This window comes from Cryobacterium sp. TMT4-31, from assembly GCF_004403385.1.
Classification (GTDB): domain Bacteria; phylum Actinomycetota; class Actinomycetes; order Actinomycetales; family Microbacteriaceae; genus Cryobacterium; species Cryobacterium zongtaii.
This window is the reverse complement of record NZ_SOGI01000038.1, coordinates 1-23779: the sequence shown is the minus strand read 5'-3', so window position 1 is coordinate 23779 and position 23779 is coordinate 1. Positions and strand designations below refer to the sequence as shown.

Genomic DNA, 23779 nt, shown 5'->3' with positions numbered 1-23779 from the left:
CGGCGCCGGTGCAACAGGCGGCGCCGCGGCGGGGATGACCGGAGTCGCGGGAGCGGCCTGAGCCGGCGGGGTGCGTCGCGCGGCGTCAACGGCCGGATCGGGCTCGAAGGTCGGGGTGAGGCCCCAGCGGAAACCGCCGGACGGCGCCGGGGTGGTGGCGGCAGGCGCGGTGTCACCGTCGGCCGACGCAGAATCCGGGGATGGAACCTGCGCAGCGGGCCCCGGCGGTGCGGCGGGCGGGTCTGCTGGCGGTGCGGCGGGCGGTGCAACCGGCGGAACGACAACGGGCGTGACGGGGAGGGCGACGGTCGGGGGAGAGTCGGGCCCCGCATCCGCCTTGGTGCCGGCGGCGGCCTCGGCGGCGGGCTCGGCGGCGGGCTCGGCGGCAGCCTCGCTGTCGTCGGCGTTCAGCTGAGCCGCGAGCCAGTCCAGGCCGAGGTCCTTGTCGTCGTTGCCGCCCTGCTGCTCGGGCATCAGCTCAGTCCCAGGTCCTCGAGTCCGATGGCCGCGTAGTACGGGTAGCCGGCCTCTTCGATGATTTCGCGGGCCCCGGTGCTGCGGTCCACGACCACGGCGACGCCGGCGATGATGGCGCCCACCTTGAGCAGCGCCTCGATGGCGGCGAGCGGTGAGCCACCGGTGGTGGAGGTGTCTTCGAGGACGATGACCCGCTTGCCGGCGAGGTCTGGGCCCTCGACCTGGCGGCCACGGCCGTGGTCCTTGGGTTCCTTGCGAACGACGAAGGCGTCGTAGGCCAGCCCGCGGGCGGCACCCTGGTGCAGGATCGCGGTGGCGACGGGGTCGGCGCCCATGGTCATGCCGCCGACGGCCACGACATCCGGAATGTCCTTGATGAGATCGATCATGACCTGGCCGATCAGCGGGGCGACCCTGTGGTCGAGGCTGACCTTGCGGAGATCCACGTAGTACGTGGCCTTCTTGCCACTGGTGAGGGTGAAGTCACCGTGGAAGACGGCGTCGGCCGAGATGTAGTCGATGAGTTTTCTGCGGGTATCCATCACAGGGCTACTTTAGGCCAACACGCGCCCGCGCGCCCGGTGCACGATACGGGCGTGCGCCGGTCGGGGTGATCAGAAGCTGCGAACGAACTTCCGCACGGGAACACGACCGTAGCCATCCTTGTTCACGGCAACGACGGTGCCGACGACGGCGCCTACGGCAACAAGGGAGATGAGGAGCATGAAAACGAACACGGTCGTGCCTTTCGAGGGAAGTGGATGGCCGGGCCACGCGGGCTGCTGCCCGGTAACCGACGTCTTTATCTGACCACCAACAACCATTCAGCACAATCACATTGTTTAGCAAGGACTATGTAGTCTGGCTTCATGGATGTTCAGCGCCTCGAACTGCTCCGCGAGCTGGCCGAACGCGGCAGCGTGACCGCCGTTGCGCGGGCCACCCACCGCACCCCGTCTGCGGTCTCGCAGCAGCTGAAGGTCCTCGAGCGCGAGGCCGGCCTGCCCCTCACCGAACGCAGCGGGCGCGGGCTTGTGCTCACCGACGCCGGCCGCGCGCTGGCCGCGAGCGCGACGGATATCGCGGTGGCGCTGGAGCGCGCCACAGCCGTCTGGGACACCTTCCGCAACCGGGCCACCGGCGACGTGAGCCTGGTCACGTTCCCCACCGCCGGACAGATGCTGCTGCCGGGCGCACTGCAGGACCTGGCCGACCACGACGGCCTGGCGGTGCATTGCACCGACATGGACCCGGAGCTCAGCGACTTTCCCGCGCTCACGAGCGAATACGACATCGTGCTCGCCCACAGCATGCGCGGGCAGCACACCTGGGGCGGGCGCGGCCTCACCTCGGTGCCCCTGATGACCGAACCCCTCGACGTCGGCCTGCCGACCGGACACAGGCTGGCCGGTCGGGTGTCGCTGGGCGCGAGCGACGTGGTCGGTGAGACCTGGATCGGCGTGCCCCTCGGCTACCCGTTCGGACGCATCCTGCACGACATCGAACTGCAGACCGGCAGCCGCGCCCTGGTCACCCAACGGTTCGCGGACATGCGGCTGATCGAATCGTTCATCATGGCCGGGCTCGGCATCGCCCTCGTCCCCCGATACACCTCCAGCGGCGACCAGCCCGGCCGGATGGTACTCAAGCCACTACGGGGACTCGACGCCGAACGGCAGATCGTGGCGCTGATGCGGCCCGACCGTGCCGAACGACTGGCCGTGCGTACCGTCGTCGAGGCGCTGCGCGCCCGGGCGGCGCAGGTGCAAGCCGAGCACGCGGCGGCGGCCGGCTGAGCCGGTACTCCAGCGGCTGGTCCTCCAGCGGCTGGTCGTGCGCCGGCGGTTAGGCTGACCGGATGGCTGACATCGAATGGACCCTGCGCTGGGAGGCCGATCTCTCGGCCGACGACCACACCGCCCTGGCGGCCCTGTTCGCGCGCTACTACCCCGAGGACCACGCCACCTTCACCGGCACCCGCAGCTGGATGGGCGCCCGCCCGGAGGCCCGCGTGATCGGTTACCACGACGGCCGGCCGGTCGCCCACCTCGGCTTCGTGCGGCGGATGCTGCGCCTCGAGTCCGGCGGGTCGCAGCTGGTCGGCGATGTGGGATTGGTCGGCGTCGATCCCGACTACCAAGGCACCGGCCTCGGCCGCCGGCTGCTCGCCGAGGCCGCCACGGCCCTGACCGGCCAGGGGCTGCCGTTCGGCTACCTCACCTGCGCTCCCGAGCTCGTCGCCTATTACGCCGGTGGCGGCTGGCGGCAGTCGCCCGGACAGGTGACCCGCATGATCGACACCCGGATGCGCCAGGAGACCTTCACCGGCCCCGCGATGGTGCTCCCGGTGGCGGCGCCGTTCAGCAAATGGCCGACCGGGCAGACGATCATCCGCGACGGCCTCGAGGTCTAAGCCCTCCGGCTGCCGACGCGCCCGGCGTCAGAGCGTGCGCACGCCACTCAGGTACCGGTCCACCACCACGTCGACGAGTGCGGCCGGGGGCTCCTCGCCCTCGACGAGGAGGGTCGCGCTGACCACGTCCGCGCCGGCGTCCTGCGACCACCTGGCGAAGGTGCCCGGTGCCAGCAGATAGCTCGCGACGACCAGGCGGGCATCCGGTGACTCACTGCGCGCGGCGGCCACGGCATCCACCAGACTCGGCGTCGCGGCGGCGATGAAGGCGACGGTGACCGGTCGGCCCAGCAGGGCGGCTAGTTGCTCGCCCGCTGTGCGGCAGTCGGCCACGGCGTCCGCGTCGCTCGATCCCGCGGCGGCGAGGATCACGCGGTCTTCCGCGCGCAGGCCACTCTGGGCCAGCCGGTCGGCGAGGATGTCGGTCAGCCGGCTGTCGGGTCCGAGCGCCGCGGTCACGCCGACCTGACGCGGCTGGGCCTGGGCCACGGCGTTGGCGAGGTCGAACTTCACGTGGTACCCGGCGGACACCAGCAGCGGCACGATGACGGCGGACCGGCCGGGGTCGGCCTCGGCGAGGCACTGCGGCACATCCGGCTGCTGCACATCGATGAAACCGGCCGCAACCGGGGTGGCCGGGCTGATCGTGGTCAGCGCCCGAGTCACCGCGTCGACGAGGGCCAGCACCGCGCGCTGGGCAGCGGGATCCCGGGAGCCGTGCGAGGCGAGGAGCAGGAGCGGCGCTGTGTCGCGCTGGAGTGCGTCGCTCATCACGCCGCGGCGCGGGCCGAGGCGTCCGGGGCCAGCCGCACCTGCACCGAGCCGGATTCGACCCTGGTCTCGAAGGTGGGCAGCGTGAAGTCGGCGGAGGTGAAGCACTCGCCGGTGGCCAGGTCATAGACCTGCTTGTGCAGCGGCGAGGCCAACGTCACCCGGTCCCCGTGCGAGCCGACGATTCCCCGGCACATCACGAACGAGCCGGTCGCGGGGTCCCGGTTCGAGACGGCGTACACGGTTCCGTCGGGCATCCGCACCAACGCGAGCTGCTCGCCGTCGACGATGGCCGCTTCTGCCCACAGGGGTTCGAGCTGGGAGAGTTCGCAGACTGTCGCCCATCCGGTGGTGGCGTCGGCGCTCCGCGGCGCGGTGGTGCTTTCAGTGGTCAGCATGATGTCCTCGATTCCGGCGCCGGGCCAGTGGATGCGTTCGGCACCCCCTCAGATTACCCAAGCCGGGGTCGTGATCTTCGGGACCAAGTACCCTCTTTTAGCGCGCGCGGATGTGACTTACTTGAGGGACGCCATGAGGTCGGCGCGACGGCGGACGACGCCGTCGGGATTATGCGGCCTGATTTACCCGAGAGATGCCGTAATGACACTGAACACTCCCCTGCCGACGACCAGCGAATCGGACGGCGTGCGCCGCGTCATCGTGATCGGAGGCGGCCCCGCCGCGCACCGGTTCACCGAGGCCATGGTCGCCCGCACTGTCGCGGACGGCGATTCCGCCCGGCCCGTCGACATCACCGTCATCGGCGAGGAAATCCACCTGCCCTACGACAGGGTCTCCCTCTCGCACCGCCTGAACGGTCCGGAGGACCTCACCCTGGGCGACCCGGTGTTCTGGCAGTCCGAGACCGTGCGCTACCGCGGCGGCAGCCGCGTCACCGCCGTGGACCCCGCGGCCCGGACCGTCACCCTCGACAACGGTGACGCCCTGGCCTACGACGACCTGGTGTTCGCGACGGGTTCGAGCGCCTTCGTTCCGCCGGTGCCCGGTGGCGACAAGGGTGTCGTGTACCGCACCATCGAAGACGTGGACTTCCTCGTCAGCGAGACCGCACGCCTGAAGGCGAAGTTCGGCCGGCCCGCGAACGTCACCGTGATCGGCGGCGGCCTGCTGGGGCTCGAGGCCGCCGGCGGTGTGCAGCGCCTCGGCGCCAACACCACGATCGTGGATGGCGCCACCTGGCTGATGCCCACCCAGCTCGACCAGGGTGCCGGCATGGCCCTCGGCCGTCTCATCCACGGCCAGGGCATCCACCTCGAACTCGGCCACCGCCCCACCGAGATCCTCGTCGCCGAGACCGGCCAGGTACTCGGGTTGACCCTCGACGACGATCGGCAGATCAACGCCGACCTGATTGTCTGGTCCATCGGCATCCGTGCCCGCGACGAACTCGCCCGCGCGGCGGGCCTGGAGATCGGCCCGCGCGGCGGCATCGTGATCGGCGACGACTGCTCCAGCTCCGTGCCCGGCATCTGGGCCATCGGCGAGGTCGCCAGCTACGACGGCCGCTGCATCGGACTCGTCGCTCCCGCGAACGCGATGGCCGAGGTCGTGGCCGACAGGCTCAACGGCGGCCAGGCCCTGTTCCCCGGCATCGACGACGCCACCAAGCTCAAGCTCTCCGGTGTGGAGGTGGCCAGCTTTGGTGACGCCTTCGGCACCGGCGAGCGGGCCCTCGAGGTCGTCTACGCCGACCCCGCGCGTGGCCTGTACCAGAAGGTCGTCGTGTCCAGCGACGCCAAGACCCTGCTCGGCGGCATCTTCGTCGGCGACGCCTCCCCGTACCTGTCGCTGCGCCCGCTGCTCGGCCGCGAACTGCCCGCCGAACCCGGCGCGTACCTGTCCGCCTCCGGCGCCGAGCTGCCGTCCAGCTCCGACATGCCCGACGACGCCCAGCTGTGCTCCTGCAACGACGTGTCGTTCGGCACCGTGCGCGCGGCCATCCGTGGCGACCACGGCGACCCCGTCACCGAGCTCGGCGCACTCAAGGCCTGCACCCGGGCCGGCACCCAGTGCGGCTCGTGCGTGCCGCTGCTCAAGAAGGTTCTCGAAACCGAACTGACCGCCGCCGGCCTTGAAATCTCGAAGGCGCTCTGCGAGCACATCTCGATCAGCCGCAGCGAACTGTTCGAGTCGGTGCGGGTACTGCAGCTCACCTCGTTCGACCAGATCATGGAACGCTTCGGCACCGGCCTCGGCTGCGATGTCTGCAAGCCCACCATCGCCTCGATCCTGGCCTCGCAGTCCTCCGCGTACATCCTGGATGCCGGCCGTGGCGGCCTGCAGGACACCAACGACCGTGCCCTCGGCAACATGCAGAAGGACGGCAGCTACTCGGTTATCCCCCGCATTCCCGGTGGCGAAATCACCCCGGAGAAGCTCATCGCGATCGGCGAGGTCGCCGCCGAATTCAACCTGTACACCAAGATCACCGGTGGTCAGCGGATCGCCCTGTTCGGCGCCCGGCTCGACCAGCTGCCCGACATCTGGCGCACCCTGGTGGATGCCGGTTTCGAGTCCGGCCAGGCCTACGGCAAGAGCCTGCGCACGGCAAAGTCGTGTGTGGGGTCGGCCTGGTGCCGCTTCGGAGTGCAGGATTCCGTGGCGCTGGCGATCACGCTGGAGAACCGCTACCGCGGCCTGCGCTCGCCGCACAAGTTCAAGATCGGTGTCTCCGGCTGCGCCCGCGAGTGCGCCGAGGCCCGCGCCAAGGACATCGGCGTCATCGCCACCGAGCTGGGCTGGAACCTCTACGTCGGCGGTAACGGCGGCTTCCAGCCCGTTCACGCCGTGCTGCTCGCCAAGGACCTCGACGAGGAAACCCTGATCAAGTACATCGACCGCTACCTGATGTACTACATCCGCACCGCCGACCGCGTGCAGCGCACCGCCCGCTGGCAGGAAGACATCGAGGGTGGTTTCGACCACGTCCGCGACGTCGTCTGCAGCGATTCCCTGGGCATCGCCGATGACCTCGAAGCGGCCATGGCCGCCCACATCGACGTGTACGAAGACGAGTGGGCCGCCACGCTGGCCGATCCCGAGCGCCTGCGCCGGTTCCGGCCGTTCGTGAACTCCGACACCCCCGACCCGTCGCTCCTTCAGGTGATCGAACGCGGCCAGCCGCGTCCGGCCCGCCCTGAAGAACGCGACGGCACCAGCGCCGCCGGCCCCGTCCACCTGGCCGGCCTCACCATCCCGGTTCGCCGGGACGACATCGACATCCCGGTTTCCTCGGCGACCGGCGTGGAGTAGCCCGTGTCCGCCGGCCTCGACTTCTCGGGGAAACGGGTCCTCGTCGTCGGCGGGGCCCACGCGGCACGCCGTGTCCTCGCGCGGTACCTGGCCTCGGGCGCGACCGTGTACCACCTGGCCGGACCCGGCCCGCAGTCGCCGGCCGTCCGACCGGCCCCCGGGGTGCACACCCCGGTGTTTCCCCGGTCGGTCGGCGCCTGGAATGCGCTCATCGCCGCCGTCGACCTGGTCGCCGTCGTGGAGACCACTCCGCCCACCGACGCCGTGATCGCTGCGGCGTGCGCGCGGCACCGCACCTGGCTGAGCCGGGAAACCGCGGCGTCGACCGCGCCCATCGGGTCGGTCACGCTCGTCGGCGGCGGCCCCGGCCTGGAAAGCCTGCTCACGGTCGGTGCGCTCGCGGCACTGAACGCGGCCGACATCGTCTACTACGACCGGCTCGGCCCCACCGACAGGCTCGACGTCTGGGCGCCCGGCGCCGAGCAGATCGACGTGGGCAAGGCTCCCGGTCACCACGCGATCCCCCAGCGCGATGCTGAGCGGATGATGGTGGCATCCGCCCTGGCCGGCCTCACCGTGGTGCGCCTGAAAGGCGGCGACCCGTTCGTCTTCGGTCGGGGTGGCGAAGAAGTCATCGCCTGCCGCGCCGCCGGTGTACCGGTGACCGTGATCTCTGGGGTGACCAGCGCCATCGCCGTGCCGGCCGCCGCGGGCATCCCCGTCACCCACCGCGAGATCACCCGGATGTTCACGGTGATCTCCGGGCACGCGCCGATCAACGACACCGAACTGACCCACCTGGTGGGCCTGGGCGGCACCATCGTGGTCCTGATGGGAATCGGCACCCTGCAGCAGCTGGTTGCCGGCCTCACCAGGCTCGGGATGCGCACCGACATGCCCGTGGCGATCGTGGAGCGCGGTTTCGCCCACGACCAGCGCACGACCCTCGGCCGGCTGGACAGCATCGCCGCGCTCGCGGCCCACGCCGGGGTGCGATCCCCCGCCGTCGTGGTGATCGGCGACGTGGTGGCCCTGGCCGCGCACGGCGATGACACTGCCGCCGATCTCCTGCGCGAGGCCGCGACCCTGGCGACCTAGGTTCCCGCCCCGCCGACCCGACTGACCGGCCGAGTTGCTGCAAAACCCCCTGTGCCTGCTCTGGAAAGGGAACGTTGCGGCAAGTCAGCGAAGGGGATCACCGCCACTTGCATGAGGTGCTCCCGGCGATGGTGCCGCATCCCGGCAACGCGAAGGCGGCGATCCTGCCTCGCCGGCTGCGCTGCCGGGGTGGGGCGAGAACCGCCGCCTTCCTCTGCCGCCTCCGCCCGGCCCCGGGCGGGAGGCGGTCAGGCTCTACCGTGCGACGCCCGGGTGCGGCGCGACAGGGAGTCGACGATGACCGCGAGCAGCAGCACCGCGCCGGTGATCATGTACCGGATCGACGAGTCCAGGTTGAGTAGGGTCAGGCCGCTGGAGATCGACTGGATCACCAGGATGCCCAACAGCGCGGAGAACGCGCTGCCGCGGCCGCCGAAGAGGCTGGCGCCGCCGATCACCGCGGCGGCGATGGCGTTGAGGTTGGTGTCGCCGCCGCCCGAGCCCTGGTTGGCTGCCGCCAGCCGGCCCGCGGCGAGGATGCCGCCCAGAGCCGCGAAGGTGGAGCACAGCACAAAAACCGTGAGGTAGACCTTGGTGACGTTGATGCCGGACCGCCGGGCGGCCTCCACATTGCCGCCGACCGCGTACACCGACCGGCCCCAGCGGGTGCGGGTGAGGAAGAAGTTCATCACCACGACGAGCACCAGGAACAGCACGAATGTCGCGCCGACACCGCGGGTCTGGTTGAGGTACCAGGTGGGCACGGCGAGCACCAGCAGCAGGAACACGCTGCGCACCACGATCGAGGTGGCCGGCACGGCCGAGAGCCCCGCCGCCGCCCGCCGGTTCGCGGTGACGAACAGTTGCGCCGCATAGGCCAGCGCCGTCAGTATCACCAGCACGTAGGAGAGCCAGTCGGGCAGGAACCACTGCTGGGCGAACTGCACGATCCAGGAATCGAAAGGGATGTTGATCGACCCCGTGGAGCCGAGCACCCACAGCTGCAGCCCGAGGAAGCCGAGCAACCCGGCCAGGGTGATCACAAAGCTGGGTACCCCGAACCGGGTATACAGGAACCCGTACAGCAGGCCGATGACCACACCGGACAGCAACGAGGCCAGCAGGGCGACCGGCAGCGGCCAGCCCAGGTTGACAAAACCGACCGCGAGGATGGCCGCGGACAGGCCGCTGACCGACCCGACCGACAGGTCGATCTCGCCCAGCAGCAGCACCAGCACGATGCCGATGGAGATGGTGCCGACGGCCGCGCACTGCAGGGTGAGGTTGACCAGGTTGGTGCTGGAGAGGAAGTTTGGGTTGAGCAGGGAGAACGCCACCCAGATCACGATCAGGCCGATCACAACGGGCAACGAACCGATGTCACCGGAACGTACCCGCCGACCGAAGGCGCGCACCGCACCGCCGATGCCGTGCTGCTGGATGAGGCGCTCGTCCTGCAGGTCGGCGGCCACCGCGGCGAGGCGCACGGTTTCGGTGGGCGGCGCCGCCGGTTCGGGCGGGCTGGACTGTGGGGGCGATGTCGGGGTCGTCATGGCCGGGCCTCCTCTGGGGGTGCAACATCAGGGGGTGCAACGTCAGGGGATGGAACAGCGTCATCCGCGGCCTCCGGAGAGCCGACCCGGGCTTGGGCGCGCCGGGTGACGGCGTTATCGGAGGCGCCGGTGATGGCCGCGATGATGTCTTCGTAGGTGACATCGGCCACCTTGAATTCACCGTTGTTGCGGCCCAGACGCAGCACCACGATGCGGTCGGCGACGGCCTGCACATCCGCCATGTTGTGGCTGATCAGCACCACGGCAAGGCCGCGTTCACGCAGCCGCTCGATGAGGTTGAGCACCTCGGCGGTCTGGGCCACACCCAACGCCGCGGTGGGCTCGTCGAGGATCACGATGCGCGGGTCGCCGATCAGCGAACGGGCGATGGCCACGGTCTGGCGCTGACCGCCAGACAACGACGCCACCGGGATACGCACCGAGGGGATGCGTGCCGACAGTTGCCGCAACAGCTCCCAGGAGCGCTTCTCCATCTCGACCTCGTTGATGGTGCCCCGGCCGAGTTCGTGGCCGAGGAACAGGTTGGCGACCACGTCGAGGTTGTCGCACAGGGCCAGGTCCTGGTAGACGGTGGCGATGCCCAACGCGCCGGATTCAGCCGGGTTGTTGATCGTGACCGATTTGTCTCCGTCGGTGATCGTGCCGCCGTCCTTGGGGTGCACGCCGGCGAGGATCTTGATCAGGGTGGACTTGCCGGCACCGTTGTCGCCGACCAGCGCGACCACCTCACCGGAGTAGATGTCCAGGTCGATGGCGGTGAGGGCTTGCACGGCGCCGAAGTTCTTGTCGATCCCGCGCATGGAGAGCACGAGTTCGCTGGTGGGTGCGCCCTGCACGGGTTCGGGGGAAAGCACGGTCATTGTGATTCCTCTGTTTGCAGCCGCTGGCTGTTGGAGCCGGTGGGCCGACCGGGAGTCGAATCGTGGGTAGGACTCCCGGTCGGCGTCTGGGGCACCGCCTTACTGCAGGCCGGCGGCCGCGCAGGCGTCCGCGTATTCAGCGGTGCAGATCTCGTCGACGGTGTAGAAATCGTCGGCGATCACGGTGTCGGCAATGTTGTCGACGGTGACGACGACCGGGGTGAGCAGGGTCGCGGGGATGCCGTCAATCTCGGTGTCTCCCTCCGGCGTTTCGCCGCGGGCCAGCTGGTCGGCCACCTCGGCAGCCAACTCCGCTTCCAGTTTGATCGCCTTGTAGACCGTCATGAATTGGTCGCCGGCGACGATGCGCTGGATGCCGGTGAGCTCGGCGTCCTGACCGGTGACCGGGGGGATCGGGTCGACTCCGGCGGCCCGCAGTGCCGCGATGGCGCCGCCTGCCGTACCGTCGTTGGCCGCGTAGACGCCCGAGATCTGGTCACTGAACTGACCGATCTGGCCGGCCGCGAAGGTCTGAGCCTCCTCGGCACTCCAGTCCGGCGTGTCGAACTCGGCCAGGATCGGGATGCCGCTCGCGTCGATGACCGAGTGGGCGCCTTCCTTGAACAGCGTCGCGTTGCCGTCGGTGGGCGACCCGTTGATCATGATGATGCCGGTGGTCGTACCGTCGGCCTGGAGCCGCTCCACGAGGGCCTCACCCTGGAGAACACCGACCTGTTCGTTGTCGAAGGAGATGTAGTAAGCGATCTGGCCACCCTCGATGAACCTGTCGTAGGCGATCACCGGAACGTCCTGCGCGGCGGCGTTCGCGACGATGCTGGCTGCCGCCGCACCGTCGACGGGGTCGAGAACCATGACCTCGATGCCCTCGGTGAGGGCGGATTCAGCCTGCTGTTGCTGCTTCGAGGCATCCTGGTCGGCGTTGGCATAGACGACTTCGTAGTCGCCCAGGGTCGCCAGGTGTTCTTCGAACAGCGGGCGGTCGAATTTCTCGTACCGGGCCGTCTGGGATTCGGGGAGGAGCAGGCCGATCTTGATGGCGTCGCCGGACCCGCCGCCGCCGTCGTCGCTGCCGCCGTCGTCGCCGGTGGTGCACGCGGTCAGAGCACCCGCGGTAGCGATCAATGCGATCGACAGGAGCGCGAACCTCTTCCTGGGTTTTCTCATGATGTGCCTCCTACTGTGACCACCCTCGTTGGCGGTGTAACGAGCATGGCCCCGGTGCCAAATGCCGTCAAGGCTTGAACTCAAGAGGCCAGACCGCCCCTTTCGGGCGATATTTGCGGGGCCAGACCGGGCAGGATGCCACCGATCCCCGGCAGGATATCGGGGGCCGGGGCGGCCGCCACGGTGCGGATCGGGCCGTCGGTGCGGCCCGCCGTGATCTGGGCGCGATCGATGGCGAAGAGCACCGCGCCGAGCAACTCGGCCCGCTCCCCCAGCTCGCCCTTGACCACCTCGGGCACCCCGGCTGCAGTGGCCAGGGTGGAGCGTTCCAGAGCGTGCCGCAGGGGGCTGAGCAGCATCTCGCCGGCTTCGGCCAGCTCACCGCCGACCACGATGCGGTGCGGGTCGACGAGGTTGCTCAGACCCGCGAGCGCGATACCCAGGTGCCGGCCGGCATCGGCGATCACCCGGCGCGCCAGGGCCTCGCCCGCCTCGGCGCGCAGCACGACGTCGCGCAGCTTGACCTCGCCGTGGCTGCCGGGGAACTTCGCGGCCAGCGCCGAGGCTCCCACCAGGGTCTCCAGGCAGCCGCGGTTGCCGCATCGGCAGACCAGGCCCTGCTCGTCGAGGGTGACGTGACCGATCTCTCCGGCCTTGCCGCTACCGCCGCGATAGACCCGGCCATCCACGATCAGGCCGGCGCCCACGCCGTGCGACAGACGCAGATAGGCCGCCTGCCGGACGCCCTGGGCCGCGCCGATGCGGTACTCCGCGAGTGCACCGAGGTTGGCCTCGTTGTCGACGAACACCGGCCGGTGCAGCCGCGACTCGAGTTCTTCGGCGACGGGCACCCCGTCCCAGCCGCGCAGCAAGCCGGCGGTGGCGATGAGGCCGGTACGCGGGTCGACAGGCGCGGCCAGACCCACCCCCACCGCGAGCACCTCGTCGAGGCCGGCGCCCACCGACTCGGCCATGTCCCGGATGAGCAGCATCACCCTGTCGAGTTCGCTGTCGGCGCGGTGGTCGCGGGCCAGCGGCAGCATCCGCTCGGCCAGCACCTGGTGGCCGGCGTCGGCCAGCGCCAGCCGCAGTTGCCGGTTCGCCACGTGCAGGCCCACCACCAGGCCCAGTTCCCTGGCGAGGGTGACTCGCACCGCGCGACGGCCGCTGCGGGACGTGGGCGTGGTCGCCAGCACCCCGGCGGCGGCCTGCTCCTTGACGATGTTGGACACCGTGGCCGGCGACAGCCCGGTGACCGCGGCCAGTTCCACCTGGGTGAGGGCGCCGTGGTGGGTGATCGCGTCGAGGATGCGGGCGCGGTTGGCCTCACGCAGGGACGACTGCGACCCGGGATTGCGGCGGCTGCTCACAGGAGACACGATACTGCCGAGACCACCAGGACGGGCAAGCTTTCGCGCCGGGCGGTATTCCTGGACGTCCGGCGAGTGAAACGGACACGCAAGCCAAACAGGACGAGTCACCGCCGGCGGCTGTCGACCCGGACGTCGCGGACAAGGTGAAGGTGGCGCCGGGCACGGGCGGACCGGACGATTTCGGGGACGTGGAGGTCAACGAGGAAGACATCAACCTTCCGCCGTTCGGCGAGCACGTTGAGCCGCCGGACTAACCGGCCCACCGCACCGGCGGTGCCCCGCTAGCGCACCGCGTCAGCGAGAGCCCCGCCCAGCCACCGCTCGACCTCACGCTGCGATCGCAGCCTCACGACGACGAGGTGGGGGTGCGCAAGTTCCAGCGCCGGCACCCGTTCGTCGTATTTCCGCCGGGTCGAGATCGCCCACCGCACGATGTGCTCACGGTCACTGAGCAGCGTGCGGATGGGTGGCTCGACGTTGCCGTTCCACAACTCCTCGCGGCGAACCCGGCGGCGGATGGTACGGCGGATCACCCGGGGAAGCGTGACGCGCAGAACGGCAGATCGAGCCACACGAGCAGATCGGCACGTTCGGCAAGCACCTCGCGGGCGGCGCTGTACTGCCATTCGGTCGTCCATGACTCCGCGGCGATGAAACCGCGCACATCATCGGCGAATTCCGGCCGGGGCACCCACTTCGGGCCGTGGAACAGCGCGTCGATCTCCGTGTGTGCGCCCCCGGTGATCACGGCGATCCGCGCGGCGAGGGTGGTTCTGCCCGTACCGGACACCCCGGCAACCAGCACTCGGCGGGGCCGAAGCGGAAGGGCACCGTCGGCGGAGGCCATGGCCGTCCGACTCATCGCGGGCGCACCGGTCAACGCCTGATGGGTTTCCACTGCGGCGGGTCCTGGACGGTTCGCTGGGGCACGATGCGAGGGAGCACTCGGTGCAGCCGGACCGAGGACCTGAAGTACAGGAAAGCCAGCAACGCATCAGCGATCACACCGAGCACGCCTGCGAGTGCCACGTCGGTCGCCCCCGTGGCGACCGAGAACATCCAGTTGGCGACGCTCAGGACCAGCAACGATCCGACCACGAAGCCGGCCCGTGGTCGCGAGGTCATCCGCCACCAGGCGCGTGGCGGCTCAACCGGCTCGTCTGCACCACGGAAGGACCGCACACCACCGAAATAGAGGAGCAGGTACAGCAGGATGCCCTCCACCGCAAAAATCGGATTCGTGACGGTGTGCGGAAAGGCCGCGCTGTTGAGTGCCAAGACGGTCAGACCGGCGGCAATGTAGGCGACCTTCCACCGCGTCTTTCGGATGCGAAGCATGGCCAGAGCCTATGCCCAATGCCACAGCTCACTGGGACGATTCAGGCTGCGGCAATTCGTGCAGCCGCATCGCAATTGGGACGTGTGCGGTGGAGCTCGGCTTAGAGCGTGTCGACGGCAGCCCGTTCGACGGCAAGACCCGCGTGGTAGCGGTCCAGGTAGTCGGCGAAGCCGGCGACGTCGACAGGGTCGGGGGCGACGGTCTCGAATTCTTGCCCCACGAACACTCGCTCACGCAGGTACCCGTCCAGGTCGAGGTCGACGCCGGATGCTGTGGCCGCCGTGTAGGACGCCAGGACCGCGATGCCCCAGGCGCCGCCCTCCGATGCCGTCTCGGCGACCGAGACCGGGGCATCCAAGGCGCCGGCGAGGAATCGCTGGGCGACACCGGCGGTGCGGAAGAGCCCACCGTGCGCGAACATCGCGTCGAGTTCGACGCCCTCCTCGGCGAGAACGCGCATGCCGAGGCTGAGCGTGCCGAACACTCCGTAGAGCTGCGCGCGCATGAAGTTGGCGAGGGTGAGCCGGCTGTCGGGGGTGCGCACGAAGAGCGGCCGCCCCTCGGTGAGGCCGGCGATGGGCTCGCCGGCCAGGTGGTTGTAGGCCAACAGGCCGCCGGCATCCGCGTCACCGTCGAGCGCCTCACGGAACAGGGCGTCGAATACCGCGTCGCTGGCAACGGGGTTACCGCTGGCCGCGGCGAAGCGGCCGAACATCCCGGCCCACGCGGCGAGCTCGCTTGCCCCGTTGTTGCAGTGCACCATCGCGACGGGATCGCCGGCCGGGGTGGTGACCAGGTCGAGTTCGTGGTGCACCTTTTTGAGGGGGCGCTCGAGCACAACCATCGCGAAGATGCTGGTGCCGGCGCTGACGTTACCGGTGCGCGGGGCGACGGAACAGGTCGCGACCATGCCCGTGCCGGCGTCGCCCTCGGGCGGGCACAGCACGGCGCCTGGACGCAGGGCACCGGTCGGGTCGAGAAGGGCCGCGCCCGCCGCCGTGAGCTCGCCTGCCGGCTGGCCGGCCACCAGCACGGTGGGCAGGAGTGCGGCCAGGTTGAGGTCGGGAGCGGACTCGGCGACCAGACCGTCGTATCGGGCGAGGAGCTCGGCGTCGTAGTCCGCGGTGGCGGCGTCGATGGGGAACATGCCCGAGGCATCGCCGACGCCCAGGACCTTGCGGCCGGTGAGCTGCCAGTGCACGTAGCCGGCGAGGGTCGTGATGAAGTCGAGCTGCGCCACGTGCGGCTCGTGGTCGACGACCGCCTGGTGCAGGTGCGCGATCGACCAGCGCAGCGGAATGTTCACTCCGAACAGCTCGGTCAGCTCGGTCGCCGCGGGACCTGTGGTGGTGTTGCGCCAGGTGCGGAACGGAACCAGCTGCTCGCCGGCGGCGTCGAACGCTAGATAGCCGTGCATCATCGCCGAAACGCCGACAGCACTGTAGCTTTCCAGGCGAACCCCGTACTGCTTTTCGACATCGGCGACGAGGGCAGCGTGAGCGGCCTGGATGCCCGTCCACACGTCTGCCAACGAGTACGTCCAGACCCGATCGACGAACTGGTTCTCCCACTCGTGGCTGCCGACGGAGAGGACGTCAGCCGGGTCCTCGCCGATCAGGCAGGCCTTGATGCGGGTCGACCCCAGCTCGATCCCCAGGGACGTCCGTCCGCTGAGAATTGCGGTCCGGGCGGCGTCGAGTGCATCGTTGCTAGTCATATCTCGATTATGGCGGATGGCCGGGCACCTTTTGCAACGTTGTGAATCGCCGCCAGGTATTCGGCGTGAAGCTCCGGTTGACGCGGGTGGGGCAGGCGGTCGGGTGTCCGTCAGGCGACGGCCTTCTCCAACAGCTCGACGAGTCGCCTCTGGTCCTCGGCGGTGAGCTTGGTCACCGCGAATGAGGTGGGCCAGAGGTTTCCGTCGTCGAGGTTGGCGTCCGGCTGGAAGCCGATGGTGGCATAGCGCACCTTGAATTTGGCGGCGCTCTGGAAAAAGACCACCACCTTGCCGTCGGAGTCCGTATACGCCGGCATGCCGTACCAGGTCTTGGCACCCAGGTCGGTGTTCTCCTTCACCAATCGGTGCAAAGTCTCGGCCAGTTCCTGGTCGGTGCCGGACATCTCGGCGATCGCCGCCAGGCACGCGGCTTCGAGGTCGGCGCCCAGTTTTGCGGCCTTGGCCTCTGCCGCGGCCGCCCGCATGGCGGCCTTCTCCTCTTTGCTGAAGGTTTCGCTCACGATCTGTTCCTCACTGGTCAAGGTTGCGTCTCTGGCACCCACTGTAGAAGCAACCCGGCAGGTGTGCTTCTTCGATCCTGCTCGGCGGGCGCGAATGGGGCACCGGCGCATCCGGTGTGCCTGACTCAGGGACCGCCGAGCCAGCTGTCGATTCGATGGTGGTCCGGGGCGAACCCGTGGCCGACACCCCAGAGCACAGCCTGGGTACGGCTGGCGACCCCGATCTTGCCGTAGACGCTGCGGATATAGGACTTCACGGTGTTGGGACTGAGGTAGGTGAGCGCGGCCACCTCGGCGTTACTCTTGCCCTGGGTGATGAGCGCCAGGATCTCGGATTCACGGTCTGTGATTCCTTCGCGACGCCCGGGCCAGTCCAGTCCGGGAGCGCTGCCCGCTCGCTTCGGCGGATCGCTCACCACGATCTCACCGGCGTGCACCGACTCCAGGGCCGCGACCAGGTCGCGGGCGGGCAGCGTCTTCGACAGGTAACCGCTGACGCCCCGCTCCAACGCATCATCGATGAGCGAGGGCTGGAAATTCCAGGTGTACACGACGACGCGACGGGCTCGCGGGTTTCGCACGAGGGCCGTGAGCTCGGACAGATCGGACTCGGGCTGGGCGAAGGAGTCGTACAGCACGATGTCGGTTGTGTCGGAGAGAGCCGCATTCGCATCGATCTCCGCAACAAGCACACGATCCCGATAGTGATCGAACATGTGCGCCAGGCCCTTCAGCACGATGTCGTAGTCATCGACCAGGGCGACAGTCACGGGCTGGGTCGAAGACATAGTAGGACGCTACAGCTTCTGCCGGCCCGGCAGTTACACCCCTAGGGGTGTGCCGCCGCCTCCTTCTGGGTGATTTGCTGTTTATCGCCCAGCAACCGCTGGTCACATCGAAGGCTCAGCCCCATCAAACAGGAAGGAGACCACAATGCTTGGTCTCATCATCAGCCTCATCGTCGTCGGCATCATCGCCGGCGCCTTCGCCCGCCTCGTCGTGCCCGGTCGGCAGAACATTAGCATCCCGATGACCATCGTGCTGGGCATCATCGGTTCCTTCGTCGGCGGGTTCCTCGGCTTCCTGATCTTCCAGCACGACCCCATGGACGGCTTCTTCCAGCCGGCCGGCATCATCGGATCCATCATCGGCGCGATCATCGTGCTCCTGGTTTACATCCGCGTCAGCAATCGGCGCAGCGTTCAGCACTAGCCGGTCTCCCGGTGGCCGCCACCTGGCAGGTCACCGGGGCCGCATGCAGGGAGCGCAACCCTGACAGGCCCGGCGGAGGATGATGGCATCAACGCTTGGCGAGCCGGGTCGCCAAGCCCGGGTAACCGACCACAATGCCGTCGGAGTCGACGGTCAACTCGACCTGATCGTCACCACCGGCGCCGCGGTACCGGACCCGGCCGGGCGTCGACGAGGCATACACCTGGTCGCTCCGAATCACCCGCAGGGACGGTATCTCGATCCAGGCCATCACCAGCGCGGTCTCCGGCACGTTCCCATTCAGCAGCCGCAGGCGCCGGATCGGCATGGTGTTCGTCACAGGGCACAGGCCGATGTCGCAGTCGAGCGCACCGTCGATGCTGCCTGGTTCCGCAAGGCCGGCGGGCGGAAGACCGGCATCGCCCTGCACCTGGGTCACGGCTGCCCAGTGGTTGTTCTGATCCCGGGTCAGCGCGAGTGAACGCATCCAACCGGCGCCGTGCGCACTGATGTCGACCGTCAAGGTGCACCAGGCATCGGTGGCGTCCAACGACCAGGCGGTGGCATAGCCGACCGTGACCGAGGTTCCCTCGGCCTTCAGGCCGCTCTCCCCGATCTCGATCAACGCCCGATCGATGCGGTCAGGGTCGTCCTGCCCTCGCCAGGCCACATCCGATTGCTTCATGCGCCCATGTTGCCTGGGTGACGCCGGCACGTAAAGGCGGACTTCTTCACCAATCGCCGTTCCAGGTGTACCCAAAACGCAGCGTGTCGGGAAGAAGTCCGCCTTCACGTACTGGGCTAGGTGTTCTGCGGGAAGCCCAGGTTGATGCCGCCGTGGCTGGGGTCGAGCCACCGGGCGGTGACGGCCTTCTCCCGGGTGTAGAAGTTGATGCCGGCGGGGCCGTAGGCCTTGGCGTCGCCGAACAGGGAGTCCTTCCAGCCGCCGAACGAGTGGTAGGCCACGGGCACCGGGATCGGCACGTTGATGCCGACCATGCCCACCTGCACCTCGTGCTGGAAGCGCCTGGCTGCGCCGCCGTCGTTGGTGAAGATGGCGGTGCCGTTGCCGTACCGGCTGGCGTTGATGACGGCCACGCCGTCGGTGTAGCTGGCCACCCGCAAGACGCTCAGCACCGGACCGAAGATCTCGTCCTTGTATACGGCGGAGTCCAGGCTGACCTTGTCGAACAGGGTGGGGCCGAGCCAGAAGCCGGCTGCCTCACCGTCGACCTCGATGCCGCGACCGTCGATCACGACCTCCGCGCCATCGGCCAGGGCGATGTCGATGTAACCGGCGACCTTATCGCGGTGCGCCTCGGTGATCAGCGGGCCCATGTCGCAGCCGCGCATGCCGTCGCCCACTTTCAGTCCCTTGACGCGGTCGGCGATCTTGGAGATCAGCTCATCGGCGACGGGTTCGACGGCCACGATCACGCTGATGGCCATGCAGCGCTCCCCCGCCGAGCCGAAGCCGGCGTTGACGGCGGCATCCGCGGCGAGGTCGAGGTCGGCATCCGGCAGCACCAGCATGTGGTTCTTGGCGCCGCCGAGGGCCTGCACCCGCTTACCGTGGTGGGCGGCGGTCTCGTAGATGTACTTGGCGATGGGGGTGGAACCGACGAAGGAGATGGCCTGCACGTCGGGGTTGACCAGGAGCGCGTCGACGGCCTCCTTGTCGCCGTGCACGACATTGAAGACACCGTCGGGCAGGCCGGCCTCGGTAAGCAGCGCGGCGAGCCAGTTGGCGGCGGACGGGTCCTTCTCGCTGGGCTTGAGCACAACGGTGTTGCCCGCGGCAATGGCGATCGGGAAGAACCAGAGCGGCACCATGGCCGGGAAGTTGAACGGGCTGATGATGCCGACCACGCCGAGCGGCTGGCGCAAGGTGTACACGTCGACGCCGGTGGAGACGTTCTCGGAGAACTCGCCCTTGGACAGGTGCGGCAGGCCGAGCGCGAACTCGACGACCTCGAGGCCGCGGGCGAGCTCGCCGAGGGCGTCGGAGGTGACCTTGCCGTGCTCATTGGTGAGGATGTCGGCCAGCTCGCCCTTGCGCGCATTGAGGAGCTCGCGGAAGGCGAACATGACGCCCTGGCGCTTGGCAATGGAGGCGTCCCGCCAGGCGGGGTACGCGGCCTGGGCCGACGCGACAACGGTGTCCACATCGGCGGCGGAGGCCAGGGAGACCAGGCGCTGCACTGCGCCGGTGGCGGGGTTGTAGACGGGGGCGGTGCGCGTGGAGCTTCCGGCGCCTGGGGCGCCGTCGATCCAGTGGGTGAGGACGGGAAGGTCGTTCATGTCAGTCGATTCTGTTGGTGTGTTGTCCGTTGATCGAGCTTGTCGAGATCCGGTGACCGTGTCTACGTTGTGAGATTTGGTCGCGGGTCTCGACAAGCTCGACCAGCGATGGGCTGTTAGAGAAGGTCCAGGGAGAGGACCTCGTCGTAGATGGCCAGGGCCTCGGCCACCTCGGAGTCGGTCACGACGCAGGGCGGCACCACGTGGATACGGTTGTCCATGATGAAGGGCAGCAGGTTGCGGGCCAGTAGCTCGGTCTTGATGCGGGCCATCACCGCCGGCGGCACGGGCGCCCTGCTCTCCGGGTCGGCCACGAGCTCGATCGCCCAGAAGACGCCCTCGCCACGCACCTCCCCGATGATCGGGTGCGTGGCCTTGAGCGCCGCCAGCCCCGGGCCGATGGCCTCGGCGCCGATCCGGGCGGCGTTGGCCACGATGCCCTCCTCCGCCATGGCGTCCAGCGCGGCGACGATCGAGGCCATCGCCAGCGGATGTCCGCTGTAGGTGAGCCCGCCGGGGAACACCGTGTCGTCGAAGTCCGCGGCGATGGCGTCCGAGATGATCACCCCGCCGACGGGCACGTAACCGGAGTTGACGCCCTTGGCGAAGGTGATCAGGTCGGGCACCACGCCGGTGCCGTCGAACGCGAACCAGCGTCCGGTGCGGCCGAAGCCCACCATCACCTCGTCGAGGATCAGCATGATGCCGTACCGGTCGCAGAGTGCGCGCACCCCGGCGAGGTAGCCCGGCGGCGGCATCAACACCCCGGCGGTGCCGGGGATGGACTCGAGCAGCACGGCCGCGATGGAGGTGGCACCCTCGCTCTGGATGACCCGCTCCAGGTGGTGCAGGGCCCTCTCGCATTCCTGCTCGGGCGTCGTCGCCCAGAACTCGCTGCGGTAGAGGTACGGGCCGAAGAAGTGCACGTGTCCGCGGGCGAACTCGTTGGGGATGCGGCGCCAGTCGCCGGTGGCGACGATGGCAGCGCCGGTGTTGCCGTGGTACGAGCGGTAGGTGGAGAGCACGGTGTCGCGGCCGGTGTGCAGCCGGGCCATCCTGATGGCGTTCTCGTTGGCATCCGCACCGCCGTTGGTGAAGAAGACCTTGTTGAAGCCGTCGGGTGCCCGGTCGACGATGCGTTTGGCGGCCTCGCCGCGGGCCAGGTTGGCGGTGGACGGCGCGATGGTGGTGAGCAGCTGCGCCTGCTCGATGATGCCCTTGATCACGGCCGGATGCTGGTGGCCGATGTTGACGTTGACCAGCTGACTGGAGAAGTCGAGGTAGCTGCGCCCGTCGTGGTCCCAGACCCGGCAGCCGAGGCCGCCGGCGATGACGAGGGGCTTCAGTGCCCCCTGGGCGGACCAGGAGTGGAAGACGTGGGCGCGGTCGAGTTCGGNATGACGAGGGGCTTCAGTGCCCCCTGGGCGGACCAGGAGTGGAAGACGTGGGCGCGGTCGAGTTCGGTGGTGCGCTCGTTCAGCCCGGGCTTCGTGTCGGTGGTTGTGCCGGTGTCGATGTCGGTCACGATGTTGTTCCTTCTGCTCTGTGCCCCGCGGGTACCGGAGCGGTGGTGCACCGGGCGGCTGCGCTCGGCAGCCGCCCGGTGCGGAGGTTGTTTTACTCGCCGCCCTCCTTGAGGGTGACGTCGATCGGAGCCCAGTCGGCGCCCATGACGTCGACTCCCTCCTCGGTCAGCTCATCCAGGGCCTGTTGCACGTACTCGTTGGAGTACGCGGTTTCGGGCGGGTCTGTGGTGATGATGGTGCCACCGGTTTCGTTCTTGGTGTTCATGGCGATGTCGACGGTGTTGGCCCAGGCGGCCTCGTCGATCAGGCCGACGCCGTTCGTGGACGGGAAGATCAGCTTGCTGACCTCGTTGGTCATCCACAGCTGGTGCCCGGCGGGCAGGGCCGAGCCGGCATCGGCCACGATGGTCGCGGCGTCTTCGGGGTTCTCGGCGGCGTAGATCCAGCCCTTGATGGAGGCCTTGATGAACTTCACGGTCTGGTCGGCGTAGGCCTCGTCGTCGGCGAGCTTGTCGGTGTTGGCCCAGATGGCGTCCTGGAGCATCGCGGTGCCCTCCTCGTTCCAGTCGATGACGTTGAGGTCCTCTGGCTGGTAGAGCTCGCCGGTGTCGGGGTTGATGGTTTCCAGCACCTGGGCGTATTCGTTGTAGGTCATCGCCTGGGCCGCGTCGATGTCACCGGCGAGGAAGGCGTTCATGTCGAAGGCCTGCTGCACGAGGCTGATGTCGCCGACCTCGACGCCGGCCTGCTGCATGCCGGCGAAGAGTTCCCACTCGTTGCCGTAGCCCCAGCTGCCCACGTTCTTGCCGGCCAGGTCGGCCGGGCTGGTGATGTTCTTGTCCGTGAATGAGATCTGGGTGGTGGCGCTGCGCTCGAAGATCTGGGCGACGTCGGTGATGTTGGCGCCCTGCTCGATGGAGCCGAGCACCTTGGGCACCCAGGAGATGGCGTAGTCCACGTCGCCGGACGCGAGCACGTCCTGCGGAACGATGTCGGCGCCGCCCTCCTCGATGGTCACGTCGAGGCCTTCCTCCTCGTAGTAGCCCTGGTCGACGGCCGCGTAGTAGCCGGCGAACTGGGCCTGGGCCACCCACTGCAACTGCAGGGTGACCGGGGTGAGGTCGCCGCCGGCGGAGTCCTCGGTCGGTGCGGTATCGCCGGAGGCGGTGCATCCGGTGAGAACGAGGGCGCTGGCCGCCGCGACGGCGCCGGCCGTTGTGAGCCATCGAGTGCTGTGTTTCATGGGTTCCTCCTGAGGTACTGCTGCGGGGGTGCTGTGTCGGGATGCTGCGGTGCGGGATGGTCAAGCGGTGGGGGCGCGGCGGCTGACCAGTTTTTCCAGGCCGAGAGCCGCGCAATAGAAGAGGAGTCCGAGGATGATGGAGCCGAGCACGTAGGCCCAGGCCAGCCCGTAGTTACTGCTGGACGCGGCCGAGGTGATCGACTTGCCCAGGCCCCCGACCGGGCCGCCGAAGTACTCGGCGATGAGGGCGGAGATCACGGCGAGCGAGGACGCAATGCGCAGGCCCGTGAACACGAACGGCACCGCGGTGGGCAGGGTGACGGTCTTGGTGGCCTGCCAGCTCGAGGCGGCGTAGGAGCGCATCAGGTCGCGGTGCACCGGGCGCACCATCCGCAGCCCTTTGAGGGTGTTGAAGTAGACCGGCACGAAGACCGCCAGCGCGGCCACGAGCTGCCGGGCGGTCTCGGCGTTGGCGCCGAACATCGTGTAGAGCACGGGCGCCAGCGCGACGATCGGCACCACGGCGACGGCGGCGACGATGGGGGCGGCCATCTCGTCGAAGATCCCCACCAGGGCCGAGAGGATGGCCAGCAGCACACCCACGATCGCGCCGAGCACCAGCCCGATCAGGGCGTTGCGCCCGGTGACGACCGAGCCCCCGACGACGTTCTGCAGGTTGGTGATGAACTGCTCACCGATCGCGAAGGGCCCGGGGAGGATGAACGGCTTGATCGCCAGCACGGTGACGACGCCCTGCCAGAGCAGGATCGCGGCCACGCCGAGCAGCACCGGTGGCAGCACGGTGCGGGCCAGGCCGGAGCCCGATGCGCCCGGCCGGCCCGGCCCGGCCTGCGCAGCCACGCGCGTGCTCGCGCCGGCGCTCATCGCGTCTCGAC

24 protein-coding genes and 1 pseudogene are annotated in these 23779 nt (G+C 69.0%); 5 read left to right on the top strand and 20 right to left on the bottom strand.

Annotated elements, in window-relative coordinates:
• The 3 genes and pseudogenes from E3T19_RS09230 to E3T19_RS19510 all read right to left on the bottom strand — a co-directional run.
• Nucleotides 1-474 (bottom strand): annotated as a pseudogene (locus tag E3T19_RS09230) (hypothetical protein); the annotation flags it as partial.
• Nucleotides 474-1019 (bottom strand): orotate phosphoribosyltransferase, encoded by a 546-nt coding sequence (pyrE, locus tag E3T19_RS09225; RefSeq protein WP_165787853.1) that lies wholly within the window; start codon nt 1017-1019, stop codon nt 474-476. The gene pyrE and the pseudogene E3T19_RS09230, both read right to left, overlap by 1 nt.
• Nucleotides 1020-1091: 72 nt before the next feature.
• Nucleotides 1092-1214 carry a hypothetical protein gene (locus E3T19_RS19510; protein ID WP_255453135.1) on the bottom strand — a complete coding sequence of 41 codons (123 nt, stop codon included), beginning with the start codon at nt 1212-1214 and terminating at the stop codon, nt 1092-1094.
• Nucleotides 1215-1346: 132 nt separating this feature from the next.
• Between E3T19_RS19510 and E3T19_RS09220 the strand changes: the two genes are divergently transcribed.
• Both E3T19_RS09220 and E3T19_RS09215 read left to right on the top strand, forming a co-directional pair.
• The gene (locus E3T19_RS09220) at nt 1347-2273 is read left to right on the top strand and encodes a LysR family transcriptional regulator (RefSeq protein ID WP_103460959.1); all 927 of its coding nucleotides are present in this window, start codon (nt 1347-1349) and stop codon (nt 2271-2273) included.
• A gap of 62 nt (nt 2274-2335) precedes the next feature.
• Nucleotides 2336-2890, top strand: coding sequence for a GNAT family N-acetyltransferase (locus E3T19_RS09215; protein ID WP_134408667.1), 555 nt, complete (start codon nt 2336-2338; stop codon nt 2888-2890).
• A 27-nt stretch (nt 2891-2917) separates the two neighbouring features.
• Here E3T19_RS09215 and E3T19_RS09210 read toward each other — a convergent pair whose 3' ends face one another.
• Together E3T19_RS09210 and nirD are read right to left on the bottom strand one after the other, a co-directional pair.
• Nucleotides 2918-3661, bottom strand: a complete 744-nt coding sequence (locus E3T19_RS09210) for a sirohydrochlorin chelatase (RefSeq protein WP_134408666.1) — start codon at nt 3659-3661, stop codon at nt 2918-2920.
• On the bottom strand, nt 3661-4059 hold the full coding sequence (gene nirD / locus E3T19_RS09205) for a nitrite reductase small subunit NirD (RefSeq protein ID WP_088457428.1): 399 nt from the start codon (nt 4057-4059) through the stop codon (nt 3661-3663). The genes E3T19_RS09210 and nirD overlap by 1 nt, the downstream gene beginning before the upstream one ends.
• Before the next feature lie 202 nt (nt 4060-4261).
• Between nirD and nirB the strand changes: the two genes are divergently transcribed.
• On the top strand, nt 4262-6934 hold the full coding sequence (gene nirB / locus E3T19_RS09200) for a nitrite reductase large subunit NirB (RefSeq protein ID WP_103478543.1): 2673 nt from the start codon (nt 4262-4264) through the stop codon (nt 6932-6934).
• 3 nt (nt 6935-6937) lie between these two features.
• Nucleotides 6938-8032: a uroporphyrinogen-III C-methyltransferase gene (gene cobA / locus E3T19_RS09195; protein WP_088457430.1), complete on the top strand. Its 1095-nt coding sequence runs from the start codon at nt 6938-6940 to the stop codon at nt 8030-8032.
• Between the two features lie 248 nt (nt 8033-8280).
• Here cobA and E3T19_RS09190 read toward each other — a convergent pair whose 3' ends face one another.
• The 10 genes from E3T19_RS09190 to E3T19_RS09150 form a co-directional block, all read right to left on the bottom strand.
• Nucleotides 8281-9585: a sugar ABC transporter permease gene (locus E3T19_RS09190; protein ID WP_088457431.1), complete on the bottom strand. Its 1305-nt coding sequence runs from the start codon at nt 9583-9585 to the stop codon at nt 8281-8283.
• Entirely contained in the window at nt 9582-10466 is an 885-nt protein-coding gene (locus E3T19_RS09185; protein ID WP_088457432.1) for an ATP-binding cassette domain-containing protein, read from the bottom strand. Before E3T19_RS09185 ends, E3T19_RS09190 begins: the two co-directional genes overlap by 4 nt.
• Before the next feature lie 99 nt (nt 10467-10565).
• Entirely contained in the window at nt 10566-11651 is a 1086-nt protein-coding gene (locus tag E3T19_RS09180; protein ID WP_088457433.1) for a sugar ABC transporter substrate-binding protein, read from the bottom strand.
• A gap of 80 nt (nt 11652-11731) precedes the next feature.
• Entirely contained in the window at nt 11732-13021 is a 1290-nt protein-coding gene (locus tag E3T19_RS09175) for an ROK family transcriptional regulator (RefSeq protein WP_088457434.1), read from the bottom strand.
• Nucleotides 13022-13305: 284 nt separating this feature from the next.
• On the bottom strand, nt 13306-13557 hold the full coding sequence (locus E3T19_RS19655; RefSeq protein WP_341476107.1) for a hypothetical protein: 252 nt from the start codon (nt 13555-13557) through the stop codon (nt 13306-13308).
• Nucleotides 13554-13922, bottom strand: coding sequence for a hypothetical protein (locus tag E3T19_RS19650; RefSeq protein ID WP_370294266.1), 369 nt, complete (start codon nt 13920-13922; stop codon nt 13554-13556). Before E3T19_RS19650 ends, E3T19_RS19655 begins: the two co-directional genes overlap by 4 nt.
• Nucleotides 13901-14362 carry a hypothetical protein gene (locus tag E3T19_RS09165; protein ID WP_103478540.1) on the bottom strand — a complete coding sequence of 154 codons (462 nt, stop codon included), beginning with the start codon at nt 14360-14362 and terminating at the stop codon, nt 13901-13903. Before E3T19_RS09165 ends, E3T19_RS19650 begins: the two co-directional genes overlap by 22 nt.
• A 101-nt stretch (nt 14363-14463) precedes the next feature.
• Nucleotides 14464-16080, bottom strand: coding sequence for a xylulokinase (locus E3T19_RS09160; RefSeq protein ID WP_103460942.1), 1617 nt, complete (start codon nt 16078-16080; stop codon nt 14464-14466).
• 110 nt (nt 16081-16190) lie between these two features.
• On the bottom strand, nt 16191-16601 hold the full coding sequence (locus E3T19_RS09155; RefSeq protein WP_198414960.1) for a hypothetical protein: 411 nt from the start codon (nt 16599-16601) through the stop codon (nt 16191-16193).
• 125 nt (nt 16602-16726) lie between these two features.
• Complete coding sequence (locus E3T19_RS09150; RefSeq protein WP_088457437.1) at nt 16727-17389, bottom strand: response regulator transcription factor; 663 nt, start codon at nt 17387-17389, stop codon at nt 16727-16729.
• Nucleotides 17390-17534: 145 nt separating this feature from the next.
• Between E3T19_RS09150 and E3T19_RS09145 the strand changes: the two genes are divergently transcribed.
• A complete protein-coding gene (locus E3T19_RS09145; protein WP_134408664.1) occupies nt 17535-17813 on the top strand; it encodes a GlsB/YeaQ/YmgE family stress response membrane protein in 279 nt (92 codons plus the stop codon).
• A gap of 88 nt (nt 17814-17901) precedes the next feature.
• Here E3T19_RS09145 and E3T19_RS09140 read toward each other — a convergent pair whose 3' ends face one another.
• The 5 genes from E3T19_RS09140 to E3T19_RS09115 form a co-directional block, all read right to left on the bottom strand.
• The gene (locus E3T19_RS09140; protein WP_088457439.1) at nt 17902-18498 is read right to left on the bottom strand and encodes a putative glycolipid-binding domain-containing protein; all 597 of its coding nucleotides are present in this window, start codon (nt 18496-18498) and stop codon (nt 17902-17904) included.
• Between the two features lie 116 nt (nt 18499-18614).
• Nucleotides 18615-20114, bottom strand: a complete 1500-nt coding sequence (locus tag E3T19_RS09135) for a CoA-acylating methylmalonate-semialdehyde dehydrogenase (RefSeq protein ID WP_134408663.1) — start codon at nt 20112-20114, stop codon at nt 18615-18617.
• A 116-nt stretch (nt 20115-20230) separates the two neighbouring features.
• Entirely contained in the window at nt 20231-21547 is a 1317-nt protein-coding gene (locus E3T19_RS09130) for an aspartate aminotransferase family protein (RefSeq protein ID WP_134408662.1), read from the bottom strand.
• Nucleotides 21548-21731: 184 nt separating this feature from the next.
• On the bottom strand, nt 21732-22883 hold the full coding sequence (locus tag E3T19_RS09120) for an ABC transporter substrate-binding protein (protein WP_088457441.1): 1152 nt from the start codon (nt 22881-22883) through the stop codon (nt 21732-21734).
• Nucleotides 22884-22943: 60 nt separating this feature from the next.
• Nucleotides 22944-23779: ABC transporter permease (locus tag E3T19_RS09115; protein WP_370294265.1), on the bottom strand; the 836-nt coding region annotated here is incomplete at its 5' end.